Source organism: Paenibacillus sp. FSL R5-0475, from assembly GCF_038004585.1.
Taxonomy (GTDB): Bacteria; Bacillota; Bacilli; order Paenibacillales; family Paenibacillaceae; genus Paenibacillus_AQ.
In genome coordinates this window covers 851,695-873,453 of record NZ_JBBORK010000001.1, presented here as the reverse complement: position 1 = coordinate 873,453, position 21,759 = coordinate 851,695, and the positions used below count along the sequence as shown (strand labels likewise).

The window sequence follows — 21,759 nt, the reverse complement described above, 5'->3', positions numbered from 1 at the left end:
CTTCCGATTCGTCTCGCTTAACGCGTTCCTATTCTACCACACTATATTAGATCAGGATTTGACGGATCCGACCATCATTCCTTTAACAAAATGGCGTTGAAGAAACGGATAAATCATGATAATCGGAATAGTAGCGACAATGATAACAGCCATTTTAATGCCCTCAGGTGAGGTGTGGGCCAAAGAACTATAAACTGAGGAAGCCGGATCAATGCTGATATCGTCCGTCTCGAAGAGCTTCTTCAACATCACCTGCAGAGGCCATAAAGAAGGCTTGTTGATATAATACAGAGCGCTCATGTACGTATTCCAGTGCCCTACGGCGTAGAAAATCCCCAATGAGGCCATTACCGGTTTGGATAATGGCAGTACCATATTGACAATGATCCGCAGCTCACCACACCCATCGATTCTGGAGGAATCTATCAGCTCCTGAGGTAGCTGCATGAAGAAACTTCTCATCACGAAAAAGTTAAAAGCGCTGATGGCGCCCGGAATCATAAGTGCCCAAAGGGAGTTCATAAGACCCAAATTTTTGATCAGGATAAAGTTTGGAATAAGAGGGGCACTGAATACCATAGTGAACAATACCATCATGACAATATATTTGCGTCCTACGAATTCCGGCCGTGACACCGGATAAGCGAGAGACGCTGTCGCAATCAGATTGATAGCGGTGCCCAGCACCGTAATATAGACGGAGACACCGAACGCCCGCCAAATGGAATGATCGCTGAAAACGTACTGATAATTGATCGCCGTAAAGTCCTTTGGCAGCAAGCCTACCCTGCCATTAATAATTGCTTCAGAGCTGCTAAAGGACTGGGCAATCACATTCAGAAACGGCAGAAACATAGCCAAAGCGAGAGCGGTTAGAAACAATAGATTGAACACATTAAATAGATTCTGGCCGCGAGTATAGCGTACTCTCATCATCCCTACCTCCATAAAGAGCGATTAATACAGCGATTCACCGGTTGTTTTTTTGCTCAAAATGTTGCCGATGAGCACCAGAATGAGTCCAACTACCGACTTGAATAGCCCCACTGCTGTTGTATAACTGTATTGCTGAGACAGCAGCCCCGCCTTATAGATATAAGTGTCCAGAATCTCCCCGTTCCCAGTATTAAGCGCGTTCAGGAATACCCATACCCGCTCGAAGCCAAGATCAAGAAATCTCCCGATATGGAGAAGGAACAAAATCATAATCGTCGGTATCAGTGATGGAAGTGTAATGGCTAAGGTTTGTTTCCAGCGCCCGGCTCCGTCCACTTCAGCAGCCTCATACAGATCTGGATTTATTCCTGCCAGCGCGGCCAGATAAATGATCGTACCGTACCCGGAATCCCTCCAAATGCCGGAACTGATCAAAATCGTGCGAATATATGAATTTTCACCAAGAAAATAAATCGGTTCGAAGCCGAAGGCTTGTAAAACCTGATTCACAATCCCTGTTCCTGGGGAGAGGATACCCAAGGCGATACCGCTCACAATTACCCAGGACAGGAAATGGGGCATATAAACCACCGTTTGCAAAAACCGTTTGTAAAACACAAGACGGATTTCATTCAGCAGAAGCGCAAGCAATATTGGAGCCGGGAAGGCAAATATGAGATCATACAAGCCTAGCAGAATCGTATTGCTTAAGATTCTTCCGAAATCCTGGTATTGAAACATCGTCCTAAAGTGCTCAAGCCCTACCCATTCACTACCTGTAAAGCCTTTAAAAATGTTGTAGTTCTGAAACGCAATCACTGAACCGGCCAACGGCAAGTACTTGAAAATGATAAAATACAAGATCCCGGGAATCGCGATCACATAGAGTGCTCTGAATTTCCACATGTTTGAGAGCAGTGACCTTCTCGTGTCGGCTTTGTAGTTAATAAGGTCAATCCCGGTTAACTTAGCCTTCATAACCGTTTCCTATAGGTCCTTTTTTCAGCAGGTTCGCTGGAGCATTCTCATCTAAGGGAATTTCTTGAAATTCGACGGTAATAAACCGTTCCTCCCGTTCAATAATTCGGGATAACTCCCGTGTGAATACAGTAACGATCTCCTCCTTCTGCTCACTCGTTCGGCCTTCGTACATCCTAATCTCAATATGTGGCATCAGCTTTCCTCCATTTCCTCGAATAGTGATTGAATCTAACCTCATTCTACCTGCAATAAAGCGCTTGCAATATGGATTTTCTATGAGTAAGCTTGTGTTTTCTTTAGGGTATATCCAGTAATAATCGAGCTGGAATTCAAGCGAGCCCCTAAAAAAAGCAGCATCTCTACCGTAATCTATGGTAGAAATGCCGCTTTATCATTTTAGATTTTTAATTACTATTTTAATACCCCATATAACTTTCCAAACCCGCTGGATCTATAATGAGCATTTGCTTGTTTCCAATTAGTTCAATAAGGCCTGAATCTTCAAACCTTGAGAATTTTCTGCTGATGGTTTCGCGGGTGACCCCAACATAACTGGCCAGTTCTTCACGAGACAACGGAAGGTCAATATGAATATGAGCACCACGTTGTTTGCCATATTTGTCACCGAGTTCCATGATCATATAAGCAATTCGTATTTCTGGATCTTTGGTCGCCAAGCTCTGCGCCAGATTTTCTGTATGGGCTAATCTTTTGGTCACACTCTTCAGCAGCCGGAGTGAAATATCCGGATTTTCCGTCATCAGCTGCTCCATATCTGTTCGAGTCAGCATGCAAATGTTAGTATCTTTTAGAGCATAAGCACTGAAGTTGCTCAGCTCATCGCTGTTAAAAATGCTCAGTTCCCCGAAAAAATCCCCGTTCGTCAAGATGTGCAAAATTTGTTCCTTGCCCTCGGGAGTAATTTTGGATAATTTAACATGGCCTCGCTGAATAATGTACAGCGTATCCGACGGTGCTCCTTCCAGAATTAACGGTTGACCTTTGGTGAACTTTCGATGTTTGATCATGGCACTGATCCGGGAGAGATCGTCATCGCTTAACGCAGCAAAAATCGGCACCTTGCGGGTACAAGGTTCAGCAGCGTATTGGCAAGAATACTCCTTCATAACTGTCCCCCCTGTTGTTCATTTTTTTTATAAACCTTACTTCCCTTTAAGATGCAGAAGTTTTTTTCTCTTCAACCGGCGCAAAATGGCTTGTATCTTCACCACATACAGGACAAACCCAATCTTCAGACAAGTCTTCAAATGCAGTGCCTGCAACAACATCCTCATCAGGATCGCCTACTGCCGGATCATAGATATAGCCACATGGTAGACAGATATATTTTTTCATCATTGTCATCTCCTATAAAGTTAGTAGTTTAGTTCAATCTGGATTGTACTTCAGCCATAATTTCCACGATGCTACTCCCGTTAACATCAATCCCCGTAAGGGGGATGCCTTGCTCCACAGCGGTTTTATACGCCAGAGAAGCAGCTGCACCTTGCCAGGATATCGCACCGATTATTGTGTTATCTTTCACAAAGATACGCGTATACGCCCCATTTTCTTCTCCGTTCACCACCGTATAGCAATACCGCTCATCAACGTTGCCTATCGAAAATAAAGAGACTCCAAAAGCATTAAACAATGTAACCGGAACAGCTCTACGATACGCAGTCAGATTGGCGACCATATTACTGCCAGCAATCCGACCCTGCTCCATCGCTCCGCCCCACAGTCCTTCCACATGCCCGTTAATTTCAGCAACATCTCCGGCAGCGTACACATGCGGATCATTTGTTTGCATTTGTTCATTTACGATAATGCCCTGCCGGACTTGAATACTCGAGCCATTTAGCAGTTCCGTATTTGGTACAATACCAATGGAGTAGACTACATGGTCACAGGAAAAATGAGATTGGTCATCCAGCGTAATTCCGGTAACAAACTCTGATCCTGTAATAGACGCCACATCTGCTTGAAGAATAACCTTTACACCTGCTTGTTCAAGGTTCTCTTTAAGGAGCTGTGAGGATTTCTCATCAAGCTGTCTGCCCATCAACCGGTGAAAAGCTTCGATCACCGTTACCTGATATCCAGCTTCATGCAGCGCCCAAGCGGTTTCGATTCCCTGCACTCCACCACCAATTACGGCTACATGGCTGCCATCCTGCAGGTTTTCTTTCAATCTGTCCGCGTCGTTCATATCCCGGAGGGTATGAACATTGTTCAGGCCGAAGCCCTCAAGGGAGAGTGTACGATTCTTCGCTCCCATACACAATAAAAGCTTATGATAAGAAACACTTTGCCCATCTTCTGTCACAACAATTTGCCGGTCCGGGTGGACAGAACTGATTCGGGTCGAGGTTTTTACGGATATACGATTATCGCGGTACCATTTTTCCTTTTTAATCAGCACCTTCTCACTGTGCAGGTCGGTAAACAGCCCTTTGGTCAGCTTAATCCGGTTATAGGGCAGTTGACTTTCCTCCCCGAGGATCGAAATTTCCGATTCTGCGTCTTGATCACGGATGGCTTTGGCGGCATGGACGGCGGCTACTCCGCCGCCAACTATAACGTAATGTTTTGTCATCCTATGTTCCTCCTCCCTAAAATGAACTCAGCAGCAAATCCGAAACAAATTCAGCCGCGTTTTTAATTTTTTGAACTTTCTCAGGCTCTTTCGGGGAAAATCTGATTCGTACAGGGAACTCTACATGTGTCATCCCCGTGGATTTAATAACCTCAGATGTGCTTTGCACCGTCATATTTGTTCCATTCAGATAATCCTGAATGACTTCAATGGCTTCACCACTCCAGCCGTAGGAGCCAAAGGCTGCAGCAAGTTTACCTTCCAGATTCATATTGTGCAATTCTTTCAGAATGTTCTCCAGGTTCCCAATCATGTCCGCGTATTTAGTGGAGCTGCCAATAAAGACCGCGTCAGCTGACGTTATACTGTTCAGAATATCGGTGGCACTACTTTTATCTGCATCCCAGACCTCTGTCTCTATATTATTTTCCTGCAAGCAATCCTGTAAGATTTTGGCCATCTTCTTGGTACTGTTTTTGATGGTGGTATATACGATGGTTGCCTTTTTTCCTTGCGTCGTTTCACGGCTCAACGTGGCGTACATCCCGATATATTTACGTATGTCCTTCCGAATCACAAACCCATGGGAAGGAGCGATCATCCGGATCTCAAGATCCTTAACAGCCTCTAACAGTGTTCTTACATATCTTCTGTGAGGATGAATAATTGCTGCGTAATAGCCCTGGAAATCTTCCGTAATATCAAACCCGGCTTCATCGCTGAATAGATTCTCCACCGCAACATGCGTGCTAAAAATATCACAAGGAAATAAGATTTGATCTTCGATACAATAGGTGATCATCGTTTCTGCGGTATGGAGATACGGTGTTTCTTTAAACAGCAGCGTTTTCCCACCAATATCCAGCTTGTCTCCATCTTTCACCACCAGGAAGTTCCGGCTATGAAGCTTGTACATTTCCTGCAATTCTGGAACAGCAATCTCGGTGCATACGATCGTGGCGTTTGCAGCCTTGGCAGCGAGAGCTGCCAGTCCACCAGAGTGATCAGGCTCTGTATGGTTAATGACAATGTAATGAATATCTAGAAGATCAATCATTTCACCCAGGCACTCGGCATATTCACGTCCGAATTCCATATCTACGGTATCAATGACAGTCGGCTTACCTGTTTTTAATAAGTAGGAATTATAGGTAGTTCCTTTTTCTAGAATCAGGCGATGAAAAGGAACATGACGGTTATCAATTTTGCCTATCCAGTAAATATCCTCGGCGATTTTCTTGAATTGTGTACTCATTTCTATAACCTCCAATGTTTGATTGATAATGTTTATCAACAACCATATTTTATTATGGCTGCCAAACAAAAAAGAGGATTTGAATCAAATTATGAAAGTTTGAAAAAAATGAATACCTTTAATTTAGACGATCTAAATAAAGTGATTATGCGTTGGGTCACATTTTAAATAAAAAGCCACACAAATGTTTGCACTTCGCCTTAAAGAAAGAATAACCCATAACAACTTTATACCATATCCTAATGAAAATAATAAAAAGGTGGATATCCATGACTGAAATACAAATAGCTGCTGTGGGAGATCTAATGGTCAAACGTTATATTATTTCGGATGCTAAACAGCCTGATGGAGCCTATTCGTTCAGCCCCCTGTTTGCAAAAGTAGCTCCTTATCTGAAACAGGCTGATTTGACGATTGGCAATCTCGAAACCACCTTTGCTGGAAGTGGCCCCGAATGCCGGAAAAGCCCACGATCAGGCGGTCCGATATTCAAATGTCCAGACGAACTGGCCCCTGCACTTAAGGAAGCCGGATTCGACGTATTAGTAACGGCCAACAATCATTGCATGGATTATGGTGCCCCGGGTCTGGTTCGGACGTTACGAGTTCTGGACCGTAATGGAATCGACCACACGGGAACAGCTAAATCATTAGAAGAATCCAAGAGAACGCTTATTAAAAACGTCAAAGGAATTACGATTGGCATCCTCTCCTACACAGCAGGAACTAACCGAATTCCTGTACCAGTGAGTAAGCCATGGCTGGTTAATCGGATATCTACGCCCAAGATCATTCGGGAGATTCGAGATTTAAAAAAGAAAGTCGATCTAGTCTTGCTTTATCTGCATTTCGGAAGCGAATATCGTTACACTCCAAACAAGAGGCAAAAAGAGCTGGTCAATCTCTTCTTTAAAAATGGCGCCGACATCATACTGGGGTCTCACCCACATGTTCTTCAACCGTTAGCGCTTCGTGGAAAAAAACAATTCGTTATTTACTCATTGGGGAATTTTGTTTCTACTAAATTAATGAATATTCCTTATACACAAAGCGGTATCATACTTACGCTTAAAATAAAGAAGGATGAAAAAGGAAACACGAGTATAACTAACGTAGGTTACATCCCGACTTGTGTAGATCGAAGAATAAAAAGCGGCAGGAAAATTACAGAGATCATCCCCATCCGCGACGCATTAAAGAGAAGCGCCACCGACATAAAAACAGAGCGGCGAAATCTCATGAATCGAATGTTGAAACATACGACAACAATCTTAAAGAAGGAATAGAAACGTTATTAAAATAGAGAATACAGCAAAAAGCGCTGTTCTACAGAACAGCGCTTTTTGCTCAATATGAAATCGACCTTATTATTCTAGTTCGGCCGGTTTTACAATGGTTGTACCTTTGTTATTCTTGGAATATTTAGCTTCGATTTTCGTGTTGTATGTATCTTTTTCTCCGTCACTTGTCAGTACATAACTCAGATCGACTGTCAGCTTTTCCGTTTGCCAGGTCTTAGTATTGACGAATAATTTCCAAGTTACGCTTTTAGGTTGAACTGTCTCACCATCCCAGAGGTTCTCCTGGTCATAGAGTTTGATTATTCCCTTAGCTGCTGTCGGATCGGTTACCGTGAACTGCAGGACGGTCTGAGCACCGGCAGTGCTGACTTTCATAGATTTTTTATAATTTTTTACCGAATCAAGCATGGAAACAGGATCGTATTGACCTTTAGAATAAAAAGAATCCCACTCCATCTTCTCCAGTCCAATCCAATACTGCGCATCAGGATCGATTGGCTCACCGTCATCGTCGTAACCTTCATCTTCAGATTCATCGATCAGTTCACTTCCGTCTACAAGATAGTAAAACTCCTTGTCATTGGCATATAGACTGTACGATGTTTCTAAAAGACTACTATCAACGGTGCCAGCTGCAGCAAAATTCGGCAGTCGATTAATATCCAGCTTCAGTGTGTTAGTGTTGCTGATACGTACCCCACCGCTCTGAATATCCTGTTTTTTGATCACATCTAAGTGAAAATTCTTTATTGCTTTAGAGGCTGCCGTTACTTTGCTAATCATTTGATCCGCGGTTACTACTGTTGAGGTAGCTGCTGACACTACTCCTGGATTAGACATCCATCCGATCGTTCCGGACAGCAATATAGCACCTACTGCCAAACTAGTGCCTATTGTTTTGAAAAAACTGTTCATGTACTTCCCCTTTCGGCCCCTTGCGATAATGTAACGCCGTATAGATCGAAATAATAAAAGAGCTCAAAATAGACTACATATTCTTAGAGCTATCCTTTATGCTTCATAAGATATCCCTATGGCGGCCTGGCGATCATTTCCTTCTGTAGAAAGGCTTTAGACCCATGGCTTTGTGTCATCATCTTTCGATGATTTTACCTTTAACGCGGACATTCAATTAGTTTTAATTAGCTTACGGACGCATGTCCCACCGCTAATTTTATCATGGTTATAATTACCTGTAAACGACTTATCTTCCATTCAAATTCGCTATGATGCTCAGAAGAAATACTTCACTCAAAATGAAAAATGAACGATTACATACGCTTATAAGTCTTATTAATGAGAACAGCAAAGACAGGGGGTGCAGCAAAATGTGTGACCGAGAAATTTTCGAGCTCTATAAAGAACAAGTATATTATTTTTGTTACTACTTAATGAAAAATCAGGCAGATGCAGAGGATATTTGCCAAGAGGTATTTGTAAAGGTTATCTTAGCGGATAAGTCTAAGGTAAGAAACTTGAAATCTTGGATTTTACGAATTGCTTCGAATGAGTGCAACAGTGTGATTAAAAGGCGTAAGACGGGGTGGATGAAAGAAGTACGTAATTATTTACTATCCAGGTCTGAGGAATCAAACCCTGTAGAAAAACGGTTGGATCGACAGGAAACTAAAAAAGAATTACAAGGGTTATACAGTCAGCTTCCCGACAAAATCAGAATGGTAGTAGTCCTTCGTTTTATAAACGAATTGACTGTACCCGAGATCTCTAAAGTTATGAGCATACCCGAAGGAACTGTAAAATCCAGACTGAACAAGGGACTTAAAATACTAAATAGAATGGGTGGAACTCAACTAAAGGAGCTGAGTAGTAATGAATCTGTATATTGAAAAAGATAGACATATTCCCCGACCGGATTATGATTTGATGTGGACTACCATAGAACAAGAAGCATATAAACGTCAAAGAAATCTGAATGCCTCCCAGAATACTCCTAGGCCTAATAAAAAGGTTGTTCCTATCAGCATCGTCTTCTCTTGCCTCTTACTTGTCGCCATTCCTGTATTCGCTAGTATGACGATTAATTGGGATAAAATTGGTGGGCGAAGTGTGAGCAATGCAATAAATAACGGCATCGGTCAACAGTATAATCTTCAAGCTTCCAGTTCAGGAGTAACAATGAATTTGAACGGTGTTGTAACTGACGGAGAAAAAATGAAAATGCTGTTATCACTTGATACTAAATCTGATCTATCCCAATATACTGGATTTGCTACAGAGGAAAACACCATGACTAGTGAATCCGGTGCCAAGGCAAAGGTATACGGTTATTTAGAATACGATCCTGAAAGCCAGAAACTCATTGGAGTATATGAGACACCTGATACATTAAAGGATGATAAAAAGGACTACAAGTTTGAAGCACGGAATCTCATTTTTTACCGTAATCAGAATATTCCCTTACAATCTAATCATCAAGCAGGGGATACAATCGATACTGGAGTTAAGCAATATCCAAGCATTCAAATCGAATCCGTTCGACATGTTTCCAATCAAACCATTATCCGTTACAAAGTCGCTGCATCACCATCTGACTTAGGACGGGGTAACCCACATTTGGTAGTTAGTACTGCAGGTCAAGAGAATGAGGCAATTCCAACCATCATGCCTAACGAAGGATCGGATTTATTTATTGAACAGGTTTTCAATATAACTGAATCAGATTGGAAGGAAGCTAGTCTTCATTTTAGTTACATTGAAGAAGCGAAACGTATTTCAGGTACATGGAAGTTCGATTTTAAAGCAGATGGACAAAAAGCAAGTGAGGCGATTTACACTAAGAAACTGTATAACAGTCCTGAATTTCAAGAAAAGACCGGTATAACCTTAGATCAGCTAGTGGTTACCCCTTTGGATATCCAAATTCTAATAGATGAAAATGATTCGCTTAAAAAAGGAATTGTCCACTATAATACCGCTCAGTTGGTTATAGGTGATAAAACAATCACTGGGGGTTGGAATTTGAAAGGAGATCATTCCGAAAGCTACCAGCATTTATTTCAATTTGAATCTCCGGAATGGTATAACAACTGGTCCGATGTTCCAATGAAACTTATATTAAAGGATGCTGTCATTGAGAAACGTGATACCAGTAAGAATTGGATCACAATAAACAAACCTAAAGAAGAAAAACAGTTCACTTCACTTGATGTCGATGGATTAGACATTGAATTCACGTACTATACTGAAGGCGAAAATTTGATTGTTGAATCATCATCCAAATCTCCTCACTTCAAAAGCGTTAACCAAACTACGTTACGGATTAATGGCAAAGAAGTGGTGCCTGAAATTACACCTAAGGGCATGATATCTACAGGAACTAATATTGATAGCTACAAAGATATTCCTTTCGACGAAAAAATCGAACTGAACCCTGGTATCTATAAATATAGCGCTCCTAGCCGGAACGAGGAAATTAAACTTTAATACAGGAAGTTAATCTATTGTCCCGCCCTTTTTAGTTAATCCTAAGGGCGGGTTATTTTTTGGATAGAATCAATTCTGTTATGTATCTCTTTTATTTCCTTCATAACAAAAAAAGCATAGAACGGACTCAAGTCCGCCTTATGCTTTCCATTATTAGGATAAACAATATTTAACCAGCGCATCACGCACACCATGCTCATTGTTCGAACCCGTAACAGCATTCGCTGCCGCTTTTACCTCTACAGGAGAATTATCCATCGCCACGCCCATCCCCGCATAGGTAAGCATAGAAATATCATTAAAATAATTACCGATTGAGAGGACTTCTTCTTGCGGAATTCCCAACTTCACAGCGAGATTTCTTAATGCGTTTCCCTTAGAAGATTCGGGATGCATCAAATCAACGAAAAATTCACCACTCCGCAAAATATTGTACTCAGGAGCCCAAGTACGCCATTCACGTTCAGCTTCGTCAAGGATTTCTGGCTGTGTAAATACAGTAAACTTAACAACCGGTTCACGGAAATCTTCCCAGGCTGGTAGCGTCGCTGGCACAATACGGAAGTGCTCATACATATAATTAGCTTCTTTAGTCAGATTCTCTACATTATCAACATACATATCAAAAGCAGTATTCACATCATAATGAATATTGTGCTTACGGCAATAGTCAATATAGGGGTCAAGACCACGTGCATCCATACCATATTGATGCAGCACTTCTCGATCTTCCACTCGTACCGTCGCTGCTCCATTGTGACCAAGCACGTAACCAGTCAGCCCCATTTCCTCCATGAAAGGAATCGAGTTCTGTGGACTGCGTCCCGTACACAATACGATTTGACCGCCAAGACGTGTAACCTCAGCAATAGCTTCCTTATTCTCAGAGCTTAAGTGGTGATCATCATTTAATAGCGTACCGTCCACATCTAGTGCAATCAGTTTGTATCTCATACTCCACCATCCTTGTCTTTCTTTTTCTATATTATCCTTGAGATGATTCTGTGCCTAAGAGTGCCAGTTCCTCTAACGTTAGTTCCCGACAAGCTCCCAGCGGCAGACTTTCATCCAGCTTCAATTCTCCCATAGATACGCGTTTCAGAAAAGTGACTTTTTTGCCTACCGCCTGAAACATACGCTTCACCTGATGAAATTTCCCCTCAGTGATGATAAGTGAAATATGGGAAATCACTTTGCTGCCGCGCTCTCTTCCAAGAATGGTTAAGTGTGCAGGTAAAGTAACGTAGCCATCTTCCAGCTCCACCCCTGCTGCAAAAGCCGCGACATCATCCGCGCCTACATCGCCCTCGATGGTTGCCTCGTACGTTTTCGGGACATGCTTACGTGGCGACAGCAATTCATGGGCAAGCTTCCCATCATTAGTGATCAGCAGCAGTCCCACAGTATCCTTATCTAGCCTTCCTACAGGAAACGGTTCAAACTGTGCATATTCGTGCTTTAAAAGATCCAAAACCGTCCGATCCCGCTTGTCCTCCGTAGCTGACAGGACACCCGGGGGTTTGTTCATCATAAGATATATGAATTCACGGTAGGTAACAACCTCTCCCCCTACCTCTATTTTATCGGCATAAGGATCCACATGGAACCCACTATCTTTTACCACTGTCCCGTTCACCAATATTAAGCCTTGTTTAGCTTGTTTACGGATATCACTGCGCGACCCCACTCCAATATGGGACAACACTTTATCTAATCGTTGTTTTTTGGCGGGCTTACCTGATTGGCTCATTGTTACATCCACCTCCAGCCTGCAGGATATTCGTTCTTGAGTATGCCATCCTGCCACTTACCCCAGCCTGCGCTGTAGCCATCAATGCAGACCAGAACGTATCCCTTTTGGGCACTTCCTATTCTAATAGAGAGACGTTCTTGAGAAATCGACAACGTCTCTCCTTTAAGATAGGAAATAGCTTCATGATTCGTACTGGAGAGTGAGACACTTCGGCAGCTTTCTTCCGGATGCAAAGCTGTAGCCATTGGATGCCCTGGAATAAATCTTCCGTTACGGATTTGTCCTACATACCATCCCGGGCGGATCGTCTTTAATCCATTTAGTCTTTCCTTAGGAAGTGGAGAAATGTACAGATGATCACCGAACAGAACCGGATATCCTTGAGGTTCCCAACCAAGCTGATCTCGCACAAAATTTCCATACGCAGTCAAAGCTTGCTCGTCACCTGAAACTTGCCGACCACGGTCAGCGCCACCAGTAGATTTGTGAGAGGGTTTCCCTTCTTTCCCCCGTCTTCCTTCTGATTTATTGGATGATTTAACGTGTGCTGCACTTTTTGGAGTAGTAGTTCTTGCTCTTGCAGATTCGTTTAACTTGACCTCTAAGTGATCACGTTCCTCCATTGAGCGCTTAGTTCCCCCATGTTGCAATACAGCCATGAAATGTCCTTCGCCTTTCACCTTATGCGGCCACAGTCTTGCTGTACCTGAGAGTTCTCCGAAGCCAGGAGCGAATGAGCCTGTACCTCCTACCGCTACCACTGAGAACTGTGGATGTTCAGAAATAAACTCCGCTATAATTTCCTCATTTTCTTCTGTAGCAAAGGTACAGGTGGAATAGACAAGTGTACCTCCCGGTGCCAATGCTGTTGCAGCAGAACGTAAAATATCCCGCTGCATGGAAGCATATTTGGCAGGTGTACCTGAATCCCACTGCTTCACCATGTCTTCATCTTTACGGAACATCCCTTCACCAGAGCAGGGAGCATCAATCAAGATCTTGTCAAAAAAAAGCGGGAATGCAGCCGCGATATGATCTGGACTTTCGTTCAGTACAATACCATTACGAACCCCATACAGCTCCAGATTTTTAGCTAGAGCTTTAGTCCGTTCTGGATGAAGATCATTACTAACCAGCAATCCTTCACCTAACAGCTTGGCTGAAATCTGTGTAGATTTCCCCCCAGGGGCGGCACATAAATCAAGTACACGATCACCTGGTTCAATATTAAGCAATTCCACAGGTGCCATCGCACTCGGCTCTTGAATGTAATATAAACCTGCGTGGTAGTGAGGATGTTTACCAGGTCTAGCCCCATTCTCTGTATAAAATCCTGTCGGACACCAAGGAATGGGTTCCAGTCCTAAAGTAGAAAGAGCCTTTAAGCTCTCCACGGAAATCTTCAAGGTGTTAACACGGACGCCTCCGTATGGGGTTTCCTTATAAGAATCCGCAAATTGATTATAATCTGTTCCCAGCATGTCCATCATACGCTCGCTGAAAGAACTGGGCAATTGTGCCGCCATGATGCCGTCCTCCTGATAGTATTGCAAAAATTTAGGTGTTTAAATATTCAAGGAACACCCCTACGGGTGTCCCTTATACAATACTCATATATAGAGGATCTTTTACTTACGATGAAAGGATGTCGGTCTCTGAGGACCACGTCGTTGAGGGTTATTCGGTGTGATAGCTACAGCTGCATTCTCCACTTGGTCCGCTAGACTCGGATCAATAATCTCTATGGTTAGATCGTAATAAGAAAATGGCCGCTCATCATATGATGCTAAGCGCCGAACATAATCTTTCACTTCCTCCACGAGTTTCGCCAGATTAATACCGAGTGTCGCTGCTGGATATTCTTCCAGTTTGGCAGAAGCACCACTCAGCATAATAGCTGCACCGCGCACATTCTGATTGCGAAAATGGTATAACCCTACCGCTACTTGGAGAAGTGCTTTGTACAAAGGATCTCGTTCCTGGGCAAGCCACAGTTCTTCGAGTACCTCGTGACATTCGAAATAATCCCTGTCACGATTAAAGTACACTAGGTATTCCAAGTACAATGGTTCATAAGCCATCCGGCAAACTATCCTTTTTAGCTGCGGAAAGAAGTCCCCGCACATGATCTAGAAGTTCCTTCATCGCTTCCATATCCTGAACCTGCCATATTTCGTTAAAGCGAGCCTGCGTATCTATAGCCTCATTCACCAAGTGATAGAAATACAATTGATGAATGGCCTTGAGAATCTGAGTGGTCATATTCGAGTTTTCCTCGAATGTCTTCTGTGCTTCCAGAATCTCTTCCCGAATACTGGACATTTCACTGTCGAGGATCGATGCTGCTTCAGCTGCCGTCTTTAGTCGAACACGCATTTCATCGGGTAGACTCTCCCGATATTTATAGTTCAGGGAATGCTCTATGGTAGCCCAGAAATTCATAGCTAGCGTACGAATTTGGATCTCCGCGAGCACAATTTTCTGGCCAAGTGCTGTTTGCACAGGATATTTAATAATCATATGGAAGCTGCGGTAGCCGCTCTCTTTATAATTAGTGATGTAATCCTTCTCATAGAGTACTTCAAGATCCTTACGGGCCCGGATATATTCGGCCACTCTGCGGATATCCTCCACGAATTGGCACATGATCCGAATTCCTGCAATGTCTTCAATCCCCGTCTCCAGATCTTCCATCTTCACATTCAGCCGTTTAGCCTTTTCCAGAATGCTTGACAGCCGCTTTACACGCCCCGTTACGAATTCTATCGGCGTGTATTCCTCTCTTTTCTTCAACTCCGAACGCATTGTTTTGAATTTAACTTTCAATTCTTCCACAGTCTGTTCATACGGAAGCAAAAAAGTTCCCCAGTCCCTGCCGTCCATCGCCTTCGTCCTCCTGTCCTTTCGTCTCCTTCAGTGATGATCAGCGCCCACTGCTTCAGAGATATGACTGAATCCATCCCGCCGTAATAGCTGCCGTAATCCGGCATGCAATTTGCGGTTAACCTCCGGTCCTTCGTAGATGAGAGCTGTATAAATTTCGACCAGACTCGCACCTGCTCTTATCTTGTCATACGCATCCTGACTGGTGAAAATGCCGCCTGATCCTATGATCGGCATCTTTCCTTCCGTCTGGCGATAAATACTGCGAATGATCTCCGTTGAGCGGTCCCGCAGCGGTTTGCCGCTTAAGCCCCCCGTCTCATTAGCCTTTTCATGACTAAGTCCATCACGGTTCAATGTAGTATTCGTAGCAATAATACCATCCATACCAGCTTCTGTCAGTGTCTGAACCATAAACTCCAGCTCTTCATCACTTACGTCTGGTGCTATCTTAACCAACAAGCTTTTGGTAATCCCGGTCGCTTTACGCTGAATCTCCATTTCTTCCTTCACTTGAGCCAGCAGGAACGATAATTCACTGCCATGCTGGAGATTGCGAAGACCAGGTGTATTCGGCGAGCTAATATTGACCACAAAAAAATCACCGTACGGATAAAGCGTACGGATGCACTGACGATAGTCTTCATGAGCCGCTTCATTACTAGTTATCTTATTCCGGCCAATATTAACTGCTATAGGAATTCTCCGATTCTTTAATTTCTTCAGACGCTGTGCCATAGCATCAGCCCCTTCATTATTGAAGCCCATTCGATTAATCAGCGCTTCATCCGAAGGAAGACGGAACAAACGAGGGCTATCATTACCTGGTTGACCCTTAGGGGTAACCGTGCCCACTTCCATAAATCCAAACCCGATCGAAGAGAATCCGACTACCGCATCGGCATTTTTATCTAAACCTGCAGCAAGTCCAACTGGCGTCGGGAAATGCGTGCCAAACAGATCAACCGCTAAATCCGCCGTTTCAGGAACTCCGTACATTAAACGTAGCGCCGCGCTTCCACCTGGCACTGATGACGATTTATCCAATCCACCTATGACGAGATGGTGAGCCTTCTCGGGATCAATCTTGAAAAAAATTGGTTTACCAAAATTACGATACAACACCGTTCTCGCTCCTTAAGGGGTACTTCACTAATCCACGTGTCTACCCGTTTCTGTAGGTTTCTTCTTAATTTTAGCCTTTTCTTGAACAAAAGAAAAGTATTTTACAGTGCGAGTATGTTGAGTACATAACGCAGAGTATAGTAATTTTGTTGTAAACGCATTACAATATAGGTGTAATCAGCGATTAAGAGAGAAAGAAGGTATGCCCAATATGTCTACTAAACGTAAACCACCAACTTTGCAGCAAAAGAAAGAAGAAGTTAACCGTAAAGCGCTAATGTGGATTGGCGTCAGTTTAACTTTACTAATTCTTCTAATCATCGTTCTGTTTATCGTTGCAGGAAACTAATTCAGCCAGTGGTATACTTTGTGGGGGTTGGTCTGATCATGCTTAGCAGTAGAGCTGAAGCGTTTAGCCGGCACAAGCTGCTTTTCAGGCAGAACCCCTTTACTAATCACTACTGTTGTACCTTTAGGAATCAGCGCGAAGAGCTCCTCCACATCTTCTCGGCCCATTCGAATACATCCAAGGGATTCATCCTTACCAACACTGTCAGGCTCATTCGTGCCATGAATAGCATAATTACTGTCCGAAAGCTGAAGCCCTCTGCTACCGAAATCCCCATCATCTCGACCATTTGGATTGACGACTTTATCTGTAATCACGAAATTCCCCTCTGGTGTCTTATCTCCGCCAAGTCCTACCGCATAATTTCGTAGAATAATAGAACCGCTGACTACCGCCAACCGGTGATTTTGTTTATCCACAACCACCTTCAGCGGCTGATCAAAAAAAGGAACGTCTCTCGCAACACTTCCACTCACACTTAATGCTGTCGGTATAGTCCTCACACCATCGTTAGATGAGTTTGAAGGCTCCGCTATGTCTTCTGTTCCCGGTGCCATCTTGTTCTTAGCCACCGCTTTAAGAGGGCTGAATTCCCGCTTCATGACGGTTGTCGTCCCACCTATCCAGTTCTCAGGAAAAGATCCCGTCAAATCCGCTAATGTATCTGGAAGCTTCCCTTTAGCATCTTGATAAGCCCGGATTGCACTCCATAGTGTGGCAAGCTCCTCTTGGTCACCCTGCCATTCTGCTCCATCCTTGGCGAGTTGCCCTTGCTCTGGCGGCTCACATGCACATGCCTTAGGATCGTAAGACTGATATACCATCCGGCCCTTTCCATTCTTTTGCAGTGTGAAATTTAGCGGAAGCTTTTCTTTCCAGAGCAGCCATTTCCCCTCTCGCTCCATCCCTAACGCAGCAGCTTCAAAAGGTTCTTTACGCATTAGCATTTTCGCCATTAACTTTCCTTGCGAAGCCTCAGTTGCATTTTCTTGCGCTGTATACATCACTTTTTTCGCGTCAATAACTGACTCTTGGACGGAGTCTTTGGGATCTGGCAGATCTTTGACTTCTGGAGCTGCCGTGTCTTGAAGGACTTCTTGTTCTTCAGTAACACCAATACCCGGAGCCACTGCTGAAGGTACCATTAACAGTATAAGAAGCATTAGCGCCAGTGATATGTATCTCAATCTTTGTTGGCCGCGCTCACGCTGGCGACTCGCTTGCAGCAATCCATCTTCGTATTCGCGCAGCATTTCAGCAGGTACCTTACTATGCTCGAAAGCCTCATACACTTCACCAGCCTGATTGAAGCAATAATTAGCTTTTCCATGTTGACCGTTCTTATAGTATTCCTTCCCCAGCAAGTACCATGCCATTTTGTTATCTGGGTGCATCTGTACATATGCTTTGAGGTGCTGTGAGTTCTTCATCGGAACCTCCGAGAGTTTATAATTCCTACTTTATTAATATCGGTCAGACACAGCAAAAAAGACATCCCTAGCCGAACAAAATGTTCGCAGAAGATGTCTTTATCTGGTGTCGCACGTTACTCTTTATCGAGTAATTAACCTTCTTTGTTAAAAGGTTCGTCCGCAATTTTAATGGAGTCGGTTGGGCAACCATCACAGGAATCTTGGAGATCATCAAACAAATCGTCCGGAATCGCTGTCACACCGCAGTTTCTGTCATTTTCGTAAATAACTTCTGCCAAACCTTCGTCATCGTAATCAAAAATATCAGGAGCCGTTGCGCCACATGCACCACAAGCGATACAAGTGTCTTTTTCGACCCAAGTGTACTTAGCCATTTTTTTCTCTGCCTCCCGTTAAGCAATGCTGCGCTGTTGAACCAGCGTCTTATTTTTCTCATATTAATATAAAAAGAATACAATTTCAATTGATTTTCAATACGTTTGCATTTCTGACGCATTCTATAGTATCAATTTCGACACGTTTTATCAATCTTTATCTGACTCAACAGACAACAGATTATCCTTTTGCAGTGAGGTGCCTCGTTCCTTATGATTACGTAGCCTTGCAGAATGGGTGTCACTTAACATCCCAGCGGTCAAAACTGCATTTTCACCAAACTTATTGCGAAGCATATCCATGGCCTTGGTCAGTGACTCTTTCTTAGGCTGCTGTTCGTAATCGAACAAATCCAACTGTATTGCAGAATCCTCTTTAGCGATCAATCCTTGCAAGGTCACACCAAGCAGTCGAACAGGCTTCTCACCATTCCAATGTCGAACATAAAGATCACAGACAGACTTGTAGATATCTTCTCCACTCTCTGAAGGCGCCTCAAGCTGCCGCGAACGAGTAATGGTCTTCATATCCGGTGTCCGAATGGTAAGCTGCACACCTGAAGCCACAAGCCCTTGCTTTCGCAAGCGCCGCGCTACCTGATCACTTAGATTCAGCAAAATGGGGCGTACCTCAGCAAGGCCAATAACATCCCGCGGCAGTGTAGTGGTGTGTCCGATCGACTTACTTTGCTCTCGCTCAGGATTTACTATCCCATGATCGATGCCGTTCCCTGCACGCTTTAGCCATGAGCCCATAACTCCAAAATTCTCAACCAGCATTTTCTCATCAGACGCCGCTAATTGACCAATGCTGTAAATTCCCAGCTTACGGAGCTTCTCTGCCGTTTTTCCACCGATACCGAACATTTCATTACATGGCTTATCCCATAAAATCTTAGGTACATCCCGCAGCCGCAGCACCGAAATACCATTTGGCTTTTTTAAATCCGAAGCCATCTTCGCCAGGAGCTTATTTGGAGCAATACCAATGGAGCATGGCAAGCCCAATTCTTCCATTATACGGCGCTGAATAGTTTCCGCAATTTCCATAGGCGTACCGAATTGCCTGGAGCCAGTTATATCTAAGTAACATTCATCTATCGACACTGCTTCCAGTAATGGTGTATAGCTATAAGCAATCTGCATAAACGCATTAGAATATTTGCGGTATAAATGGAAGTCCGGCTTAATAACGATAAGCGATGGACAAATACGAAGCGCCTTCTGAACCTGCATACCCGTCGAGATCCCCAATCTGCGGGCGACATACGAACAAGTAACAATAATCCCTTTCCGTAATTCAACGCTACCCGCAACCGCAGTAGCCTTACCTCTGAATTGGTCAGGATCCTCTGCCTCATGTACCGAGCAATAAAAAGCATTCATATCCACATGCAGGATAACCCTGCCACTCGTTGGATAATACTGATCAACATTCTGCACAATATCTACCTTCTTATCCTCAGGGTCTCTATTGTCCAATTTAGAATACCTCTCCGCTGCGGTTAGGTCAACTTAAGAAGCTGTAAAGTTCTTTGTTACATTCCCGCGTAAAAATGCTATAATATATAAATTCATTTCCCTTGCCAATGCTTCCGATGTGAGTTTTGCACGAAGTGAATCCGGAAGACGAAGCTTACAAAACTTTTAGGAGGACACTCATGTCTAAGTCCATCTCCATCTTCGATACTACATTACGCGACGGCACCCAAGGTGAAGGCATCAGTCTGTCGGCTGACGACAAGCTGAAGATTGCCAAGAAGCTCGATGATCTGGGTGTGCACTATATTGAAGGTGGCATCCCGGGAAGCAACAATAAAGACATTGAATTTTTTAAAAGAGTCAAGGAGCTTCATCTGAACGCCAAAATCACAGCGTTCGGCAGCACACGGCGGAAGAATTCCTTGGCCGAAAACGATGACAATTTAAAACGTATGATTGATGCAGGAGTTCCTGCTGCTACACTCGTCGGAAAGTCTTGGGATTTTCATGTACACACTGCATTACAGACTACGCTTGAGGAGAATCTCGCCATGATTGGCGACTCCATATCCTACTTGAAACGCAAAGGCCTTGAAGTAATTTTTGACGCCGAGCATTTCTTTGATGGATACAAGAACAATCCTGAATATGCAGCAGCCGTTCTGTCCAAAGCCCGGGAAGCCGGAGCAGATTGGCTTGTAATGTGTGATACCAACGGTGGAACATTGCCTTTTGAAATTCATGAGATTGTTACCGCTCTGGCTGGGCAGCTACCTGGAGCAAATCTCGGAATTCACACTCACAATGACTGTGAGCTAGCGGTAGCTAATACACTTAGCGCCATCGGTGCTGGAGCACGGCAAGTTCAAGGTACCATTAATGGTTACGGCGAACGATGCGGCAATGCCAACTTATGTTCCATCATCCCTACCCTTCAGCTCAAAATGGGATACCACTGTATTCCTGGTGATTCTTTACCGCAGCTTACGAACACAGCACGCTATATTAGTGAAGTTGCCAATGTTAATCTGCCGGTAAATCAACCTTATGTCGGAAATGCAGCTTTCGCACACAAAGGTGGAATCCATGTCTCCGCCATCATGCGTGATTCACGGACCTATGAGCACATCGCTCCTGAGCTTGTCGGGAATAAACAACGTGTACTGGTCTCTGAACTGGCTGGACAGAGCAATGTGCTCTCCAAGGCGCAAGATATGGGTTTGAATTTGGATCCAAGCAGCGAGCAAGCTCGCCGGGTGATCGAGAAGATCAAAACGATGGAGCATCAGGGGTATCAATTCGAAGGTGCCGATGCCTCGCTGGAGCTATTACTTCGGGAAGCTACTGGCGAGATGAACGAAACCTTTACCTTTGAATCCTTCAAGATGTTAGTCGAAAAAACCGCAGAGCATCCAGTTGTATCTGAAGCCTTCGTTAAACTGAAGGTTGGCAATGAGAACCTTTATACCGCTGCTGAAGGTAACGGTCCGGTCAATGCACTCGACAACGCTCTTCGTAAAGCGCTGCAGACCTACTTCCCGCAATTGAAGGAAATGCATCTATCCGACTATAAGGTCCGTGTTATAGATGAGCAGGATCAGACTGCTGCGAAAGTACGAGTATTGATTGAATCCAAGAACTTCACAGACACTTGGAGTACGGTAGGCGTCTCCAGTAACGTTATTGAAGCCAGCTGGGAAGCGCTTGTTGACAGTATGCGCTACGCACTTCTGAATCAACTCTCGCTGGAAAATAAACAGTCTGGAAGTACTGAACCTAGAGGCCTAGTAAATCATTAATTCATACCTTTCATAAGCATTCATATGACGAAGAACCCCCTTCAA

General features: G+C 43.8%; 22 protein-coding genes and 1 riboswitch. Of the genes, 5 read left to right on the top strand and 17 right to left on the bottom strand.

The features are described 5' to 3' along the window. Positions 1-51: 51 nt before the first annotated feature. From MKX41_RS03620 to MKX41_RS03590, 7 genes are all read right to left on the bottom strand, one after another. Entirely contained in the window at positions 52-936 is an 885-nt protein-coding gene (locus MKX41_RS03620; protein ID WP_143759319.1) for a carbohydrate ABC transporter permease, read from the bottom strand. 21 nt (positions 937-957) lie between these two features. After that, entirely contained in the window at positions 958-1,914 is a 957-nt protein-coding gene (locus MKX41_RS03615) for an ABC transporter permease (protein WP_076298530.1), read from the bottom strand. Beyond that, positions 1,904-2,110: a tautomerase family protein gene (locus MKX41_RS03610; RefSeq protein WP_060624355.1), complete on the bottom strand. Its 207-nt coding sequence runs from the start codon at positions 2,108-2,110 to the stop codon at positions 1,904-1,906. The genes MKX41_RS03615 and MKX41_RS03610 overlap by 11 nt, the downstream gene beginning before the upstream one ends. A gap of 223 nt (positions 2,111-2,333) precedes the next feature. After that, positions 2,334-3,044, bottom strand: a complete 711-nt coding sequence (locus MKX41_RS03605; protein WP_076298531.1) for a Crp/Fnr family transcriptional regulator — start codon at positions 3,042-3,044, stop codon at positions 2,334-2,336. Between the two features lie 46 nt (positions 3,045-3,090). Next, positions 3,091-3,273: a rubredoxin gene (rd, locus tag MKX41_RS03600; protein ID WP_076283155.1), complete on the bottom strand. Its 183-nt coding sequence runs from the start codon at positions 3,271-3,273 to the stop codon at positions 3,091-3,093. Between the two features lie 28 nt (positions 3,274-3,301). Continuing rightward, a complete protein-coding gene (locus tag MKX41_RS03595) occupies positions 3,302-4,516 on the bottom strand; it encodes an NAD(P)/FAD-dependent oxidoreductase (RefSeq protein ID WP_340968714.1) in 1,215 nt (404 codons plus the stop codon). A gap of 16 nt (positions 4,517-4,532) precedes the next feature. Then, complete coding sequence (locus tag MKX41_RS03590) at positions 4,533-5,771, bottom strand: FprA family A-type flavoprotein (RefSeq protein ID WP_076298532.1); 1,239 nt, start codon at positions 5,769-5,771, stop codon at positions 4,533-4,535. Between the two features lie 269 nt (positions 5,772-6,040). Between MKX41_RS03590 and MKX41_RS03585 the strand changes: the two genes are divergently transcribed. Next, entirely contained in the window at positions 6,041-7,057 is a 1,017-nt protein-coding gene (locus tag MKX41_RS03585; RefSeq protein ID WP_340968712.1) for a CapA family protein, read from the top strand. An 81-nt stretch (positions 7,058-7,138) separates the two neighbouring features. On the opposite strand, the gene MKX41_RS03580 is transcribed toward MKX41_RS03585, so the two are convergent. Then, a complete protein-coding gene (locus MKX41_RS03580; RefSeq protein ID WP_340968711.1) occupies positions 7,139-7,987 on the bottom strand; it encodes a DUF6612 family protein in 849 nt (282 codons plus the stop codon). A gap of 117 nt (positions 7,988-8,104) precedes the next feature. Continuing rightward, a riboswitch (cyclic di-GMP riboswitch) is annotated at positions 8,105-8,196 on the bottom strand. Between the two features lie 204 nt (positions 8,197-8,400). Between MKX41_RS03580 and MKX41_RS03575 the strand changes: the two genes are divergently transcribed. Continuing rightward, positions 8,401-8,919: an RNA polymerase sigma factor gene (locus MKX41_RS03575; protein WP_340968710.1), complete on the top strand. Its 519-nt coding sequence runs from the start codon at positions 8,401-8,403 to the stop codon at positions 8,917-8,919. Then, entirely contained in the window at positions 8,903-10,516 is a 1,614-nt protein-coding gene (locus MKX41_RS03570) for a DUF4179 domain-containing protein (RefSeq protein WP_340968709.1), read from the top strand. Before MKX41_RS03575 ends, MKX41_RS03570 begins: the two co-directional genes overlap by 17 nt. A 153-nt stretch (positions 10,517-10,669) precedes the next feature. Here MKX41_RS03570 and MKX41_RS03565 read toward each other — a convergent pair whose 3' ends face one another. The 6 genes from MKX41_RS03565 to MKX41_RS03540 all read right to left on the bottom strand — a co-directional run bounded on the left by MKX41_RS03565 (position 10,670) and on the right by MKX41_RS03540 (position 16,277). Beyond that, entirely contained in the window at positions 10,670-11,470 is an 801-nt protein-coding gene (locus MKX41_RS03565) for a Cof-type HAD-IIB family hydrolase (protein WP_042186870.1), read from the bottom strand. Between the two features lie 31 nt (positions 11,471-11,501). Then, entirely contained in the window at positions 11,502-12,266 is a 765-nt protein-coding gene (locus tag MKX41_RS03560; protein WP_340968708.1) for a pseudouridine synthase, read from the bottom strand. Between the two features lie 2 nt (positions 12,267-12,268). Next, the gene (locus MKX41_RS03555) at positions 12,269-13,795 is read right to left on the bottom strand and encodes an RsmB/NOP family class I SAM-dependent RNA methyltransferase (RefSeq protein WP_340968707.1); all 1,527 of its coding nucleotides are present in this window, start codon (positions 13,793-13,795) and stop codon (positions 12,269-12,271) included. Positions 13,796-13,897: 102 nt separating this feature from the next. Then, the gene (locus tag MKX41_RS03550) at positions 13,898-14,350 is read right to left on the bottom strand and encodes a DUF309 domain-containing protein (RefSeq protein WP_094872292.1); all 453 of its coding nucleotides are present in this window, start codon (positions 14,348-14,350) and stop codon (positions 13,898-13,900) included. Then, positions 14,340-15,152: a GTP pyrophosphokinase gene (locus tag MKX41_RS03545; protein WP_042126350.1), complete on the bottom strand. Its 813-nt coding sequence runs from the start codon at positions 15,150-15,152 to the stop codon at positions 14,340-14,342. Before MKX41_RS03545 ends, MKX41_RS03550 begins: the two co-directional genes overlap by 11 nt. Before the next feature lie 30 nt (positions 15,153-15,182). Then, positions 15,183-16,277 (bottom strand): quinone-dependent dihydroorotate dehydrogenase, encoded by a 1,095-nt coding sequence (locus MKX41_RS03540; protein WP_340968704.1) that lies wholly within the window; start codon positions 16,275-16,277, stop codon positions 15,183-15,185. Positions 16,278-16,488: 211 nt separating this feature from the next. On the opposite strand from MKX41_RS03540, the gene MKX41_RS03535 reads away from it, so the two are divergent. Further along, positions 16,489-16,626, top strand: a complete 138-nt coding sequence (locus MKX41_RS03535; protein ID WP_167348489.1) for a hypothetical protein — start codon at positions 16,489-16,491, stop codon at positions 16,624-16,626. On the opposite strand, the gene MKX41_RS03530 is transcribed toward MKX41_RS03535, so the two are convergent. From MKX41_RS03530 to MKX41_RS03520, 3 genes are all read right to left on the bottom strand, one after another. Continuing rightward, complete coding sequence (locus MKX41_RS03530) at positions 16,623-18,056, bottom strand: L,D-transpeptidase family protein (protein ID WP_340968702.1); 1,434 nt, start codon at positions 18,054-18,056, stop codon at positions 16,623-16,625. The two genes, MKX41_RS03535 and MKX41_RS03530, sit on opposite strands and share 4 nt — an antisense overlap. Positions 18,057-18,190: 134 nt before the next feature. Continuing rightward, on the bottom strand, positions 18,191-18,433 hold the full coding sequence (locus tag MKX41_RS03525; RefSeq protein WP_042186857.1) for a ferredoxin: 243 nt from the start codon (positions 18,431-18,433) through the stop codon (positions 18,191-18,193). 150 nt (positions 18,434-18,583) lie between these two features. Continuing rightward, on the bottom strand, positions 18,584-19,915 hold the full coding sequence (locus MKX41_RS03520; RefSeq protein WP_371915713.1) for a DNA polymerase IV: 1,332 nt from the start codon (positions 19,913-19,915) through the stop codon (positions 18,584-18,586). A gap of 179 nt (positions 19,916-20,094) precedes the next feature. Here MKX41_RS03520 and cimA point away from each other — a divergent pair, with 179 nt between their 5' ends. Next, positions 20,095-21,714, top strand: coding sequence for a citramalate synthase (cimA, locus tag MKX41_RS03515; RefSeq protein WP_149643956.1), 1,620 nt, complete (start codon positions 20,095-20,097; stop codon positions 21,712-21,714). Positions 21,715-21,759: the final 45 nt, after the last annotated feature.

Bases quoted from the DNA above. Each gene is read 5' to 3' on its own strand.
- MKX41_RS03620 (WP_143759319.1), bottom strand. From the start codon at position 936: ATGATGAGAGTACGCTATACTCGCGGCCAGAATCTATTTAATGTGTTC.
- MKX41_RS03615 (WP_076298530.1), bottom strand. From the start codon at position 1,914: ATGAAGGCTAAGTTAACCGGGATTGACCTTATTAACTACAAAGCCGAC.
- MKX41_RS03610 (WP_060624355.1), bottom strand. From the start codon at position 2,110: ATGCCACATATTGAGATTAGGATGTACGAAGGCCGAACGAGTGAGCAG.
- MKX41_RS03605 (WP_076298531.1), bottom strand. From the start codon at position 3,044: ATGAAGGAGTATTCTTGCCAATACGCTGCTGAACCTTGTACCCGCAAG.
- rd (WP_076283155.1), bottom strand. From the start codon at position 3,273: ATGAAAAAATATATCTGTCTACCATGTGGCTATATCTATGATCCGGCA.
- MKX41_RS03595 (WP_340968714.1), bottom strand. From the start codon at position 4,516: ATGACAAAACATTACGTTATAGTTGGCGGCGGAGTAGCCGCCGTCCAT.
- MKX41_RS03590 (WP_076298532.1), bottom strand. From the start codon at position 5,771: ATGAGTACACAATTCAAGAAAATCGCCGAGGATATTTACTGGATAGGC.
- MKX41_RS03585 (WP_340968712.1), top strand. From the start codon at position 6,041: ATGACTGAAATACAAATAGCTGCTGTGGGAGATCTAATGGTCAAACGT.
- MKX41_RS03580 (WP_340968711.1), bottom strand. From the start codon at position 7,987: ATGAACAGTTTTTTCAAAACAATAGGCACTAGTTTGGCAGTAGGTGCT.
- MKX41_RS03575 (WP_340968710.1), top strand. From the start codon at position 8,401: ATGTGTGACCGAGAAATTTTCGAGCTCTATAAAGAACAAGTATATTAT.
- MKX41_RS03570 (WP_340968709.1), top strand. From the start codon at position 8,903: ATGAATCTGTATATTGAAAAAGATAGACATATTCCCCGACCGGATTAT.
- MKX41_RS03565 (WP_042186870.1), bottom strand. From the start codon at position 11,470: ATGAGATACAAACTGATTGCACTAGATGTGGACGGTACGCTATTAAAT.
- MKX41_RS03560 (WP_340968708.1), bottom strand. From the start codon at position 12,266: ATGAGCCAATCAGGTAAGCCCGCCAAAAAACAACGATTAGATAAAGTG.
- MKX41_RS03555 (WP_340968707.1), bottom strand. From the start codon at position 13,795: ATGGCGGCACAATTGCCCAGTTCTTTCAGCGAGCGTATGATGGACATG.
- MKX41_RS03550 (WP_094872292.1), bottom strand. From the start codon at position 14,350: ATGGCTTATGAACCATTGTACTTGGAATACCTAGTGTACTTTAATCGT.
- MKX41_RS03545 (WP_042126350.1), bottom strand. From the start codon at position 15,152: ATGGACGGCAGGGACTGGGGAACTTTTTTGCTTCCGTATGAACAGACT.
- MKX41_RS03535 (WP_167348489.1), top strand. From the start codon at position 16,489: ATGTCTACTAAACGTAAACCACCAACTTTGCAGCAAAAGAAAGAAGAA.
- MKX41_RS03530 (WP_340968702.1), bottom strand. From the start codon at position 18,056: ATGAAGAACTCACAGCACCTCAAAGCATATGTACAGATGCACCCAGAT.
- MKX41_RS03525 (WP_042186857.1), bottom strand. From the start codon at position 18,433: ATGGCTAAGTACACTTGGGTCGAAAAAGACACTTGTATCGCTTGTGGT.
- cimA (WP_149643956.1), top strand. From the start codon at position 20,095: ATGTCTAAGTCCATCTCCATCTTCGATACTACATTACGCGACGGCACC.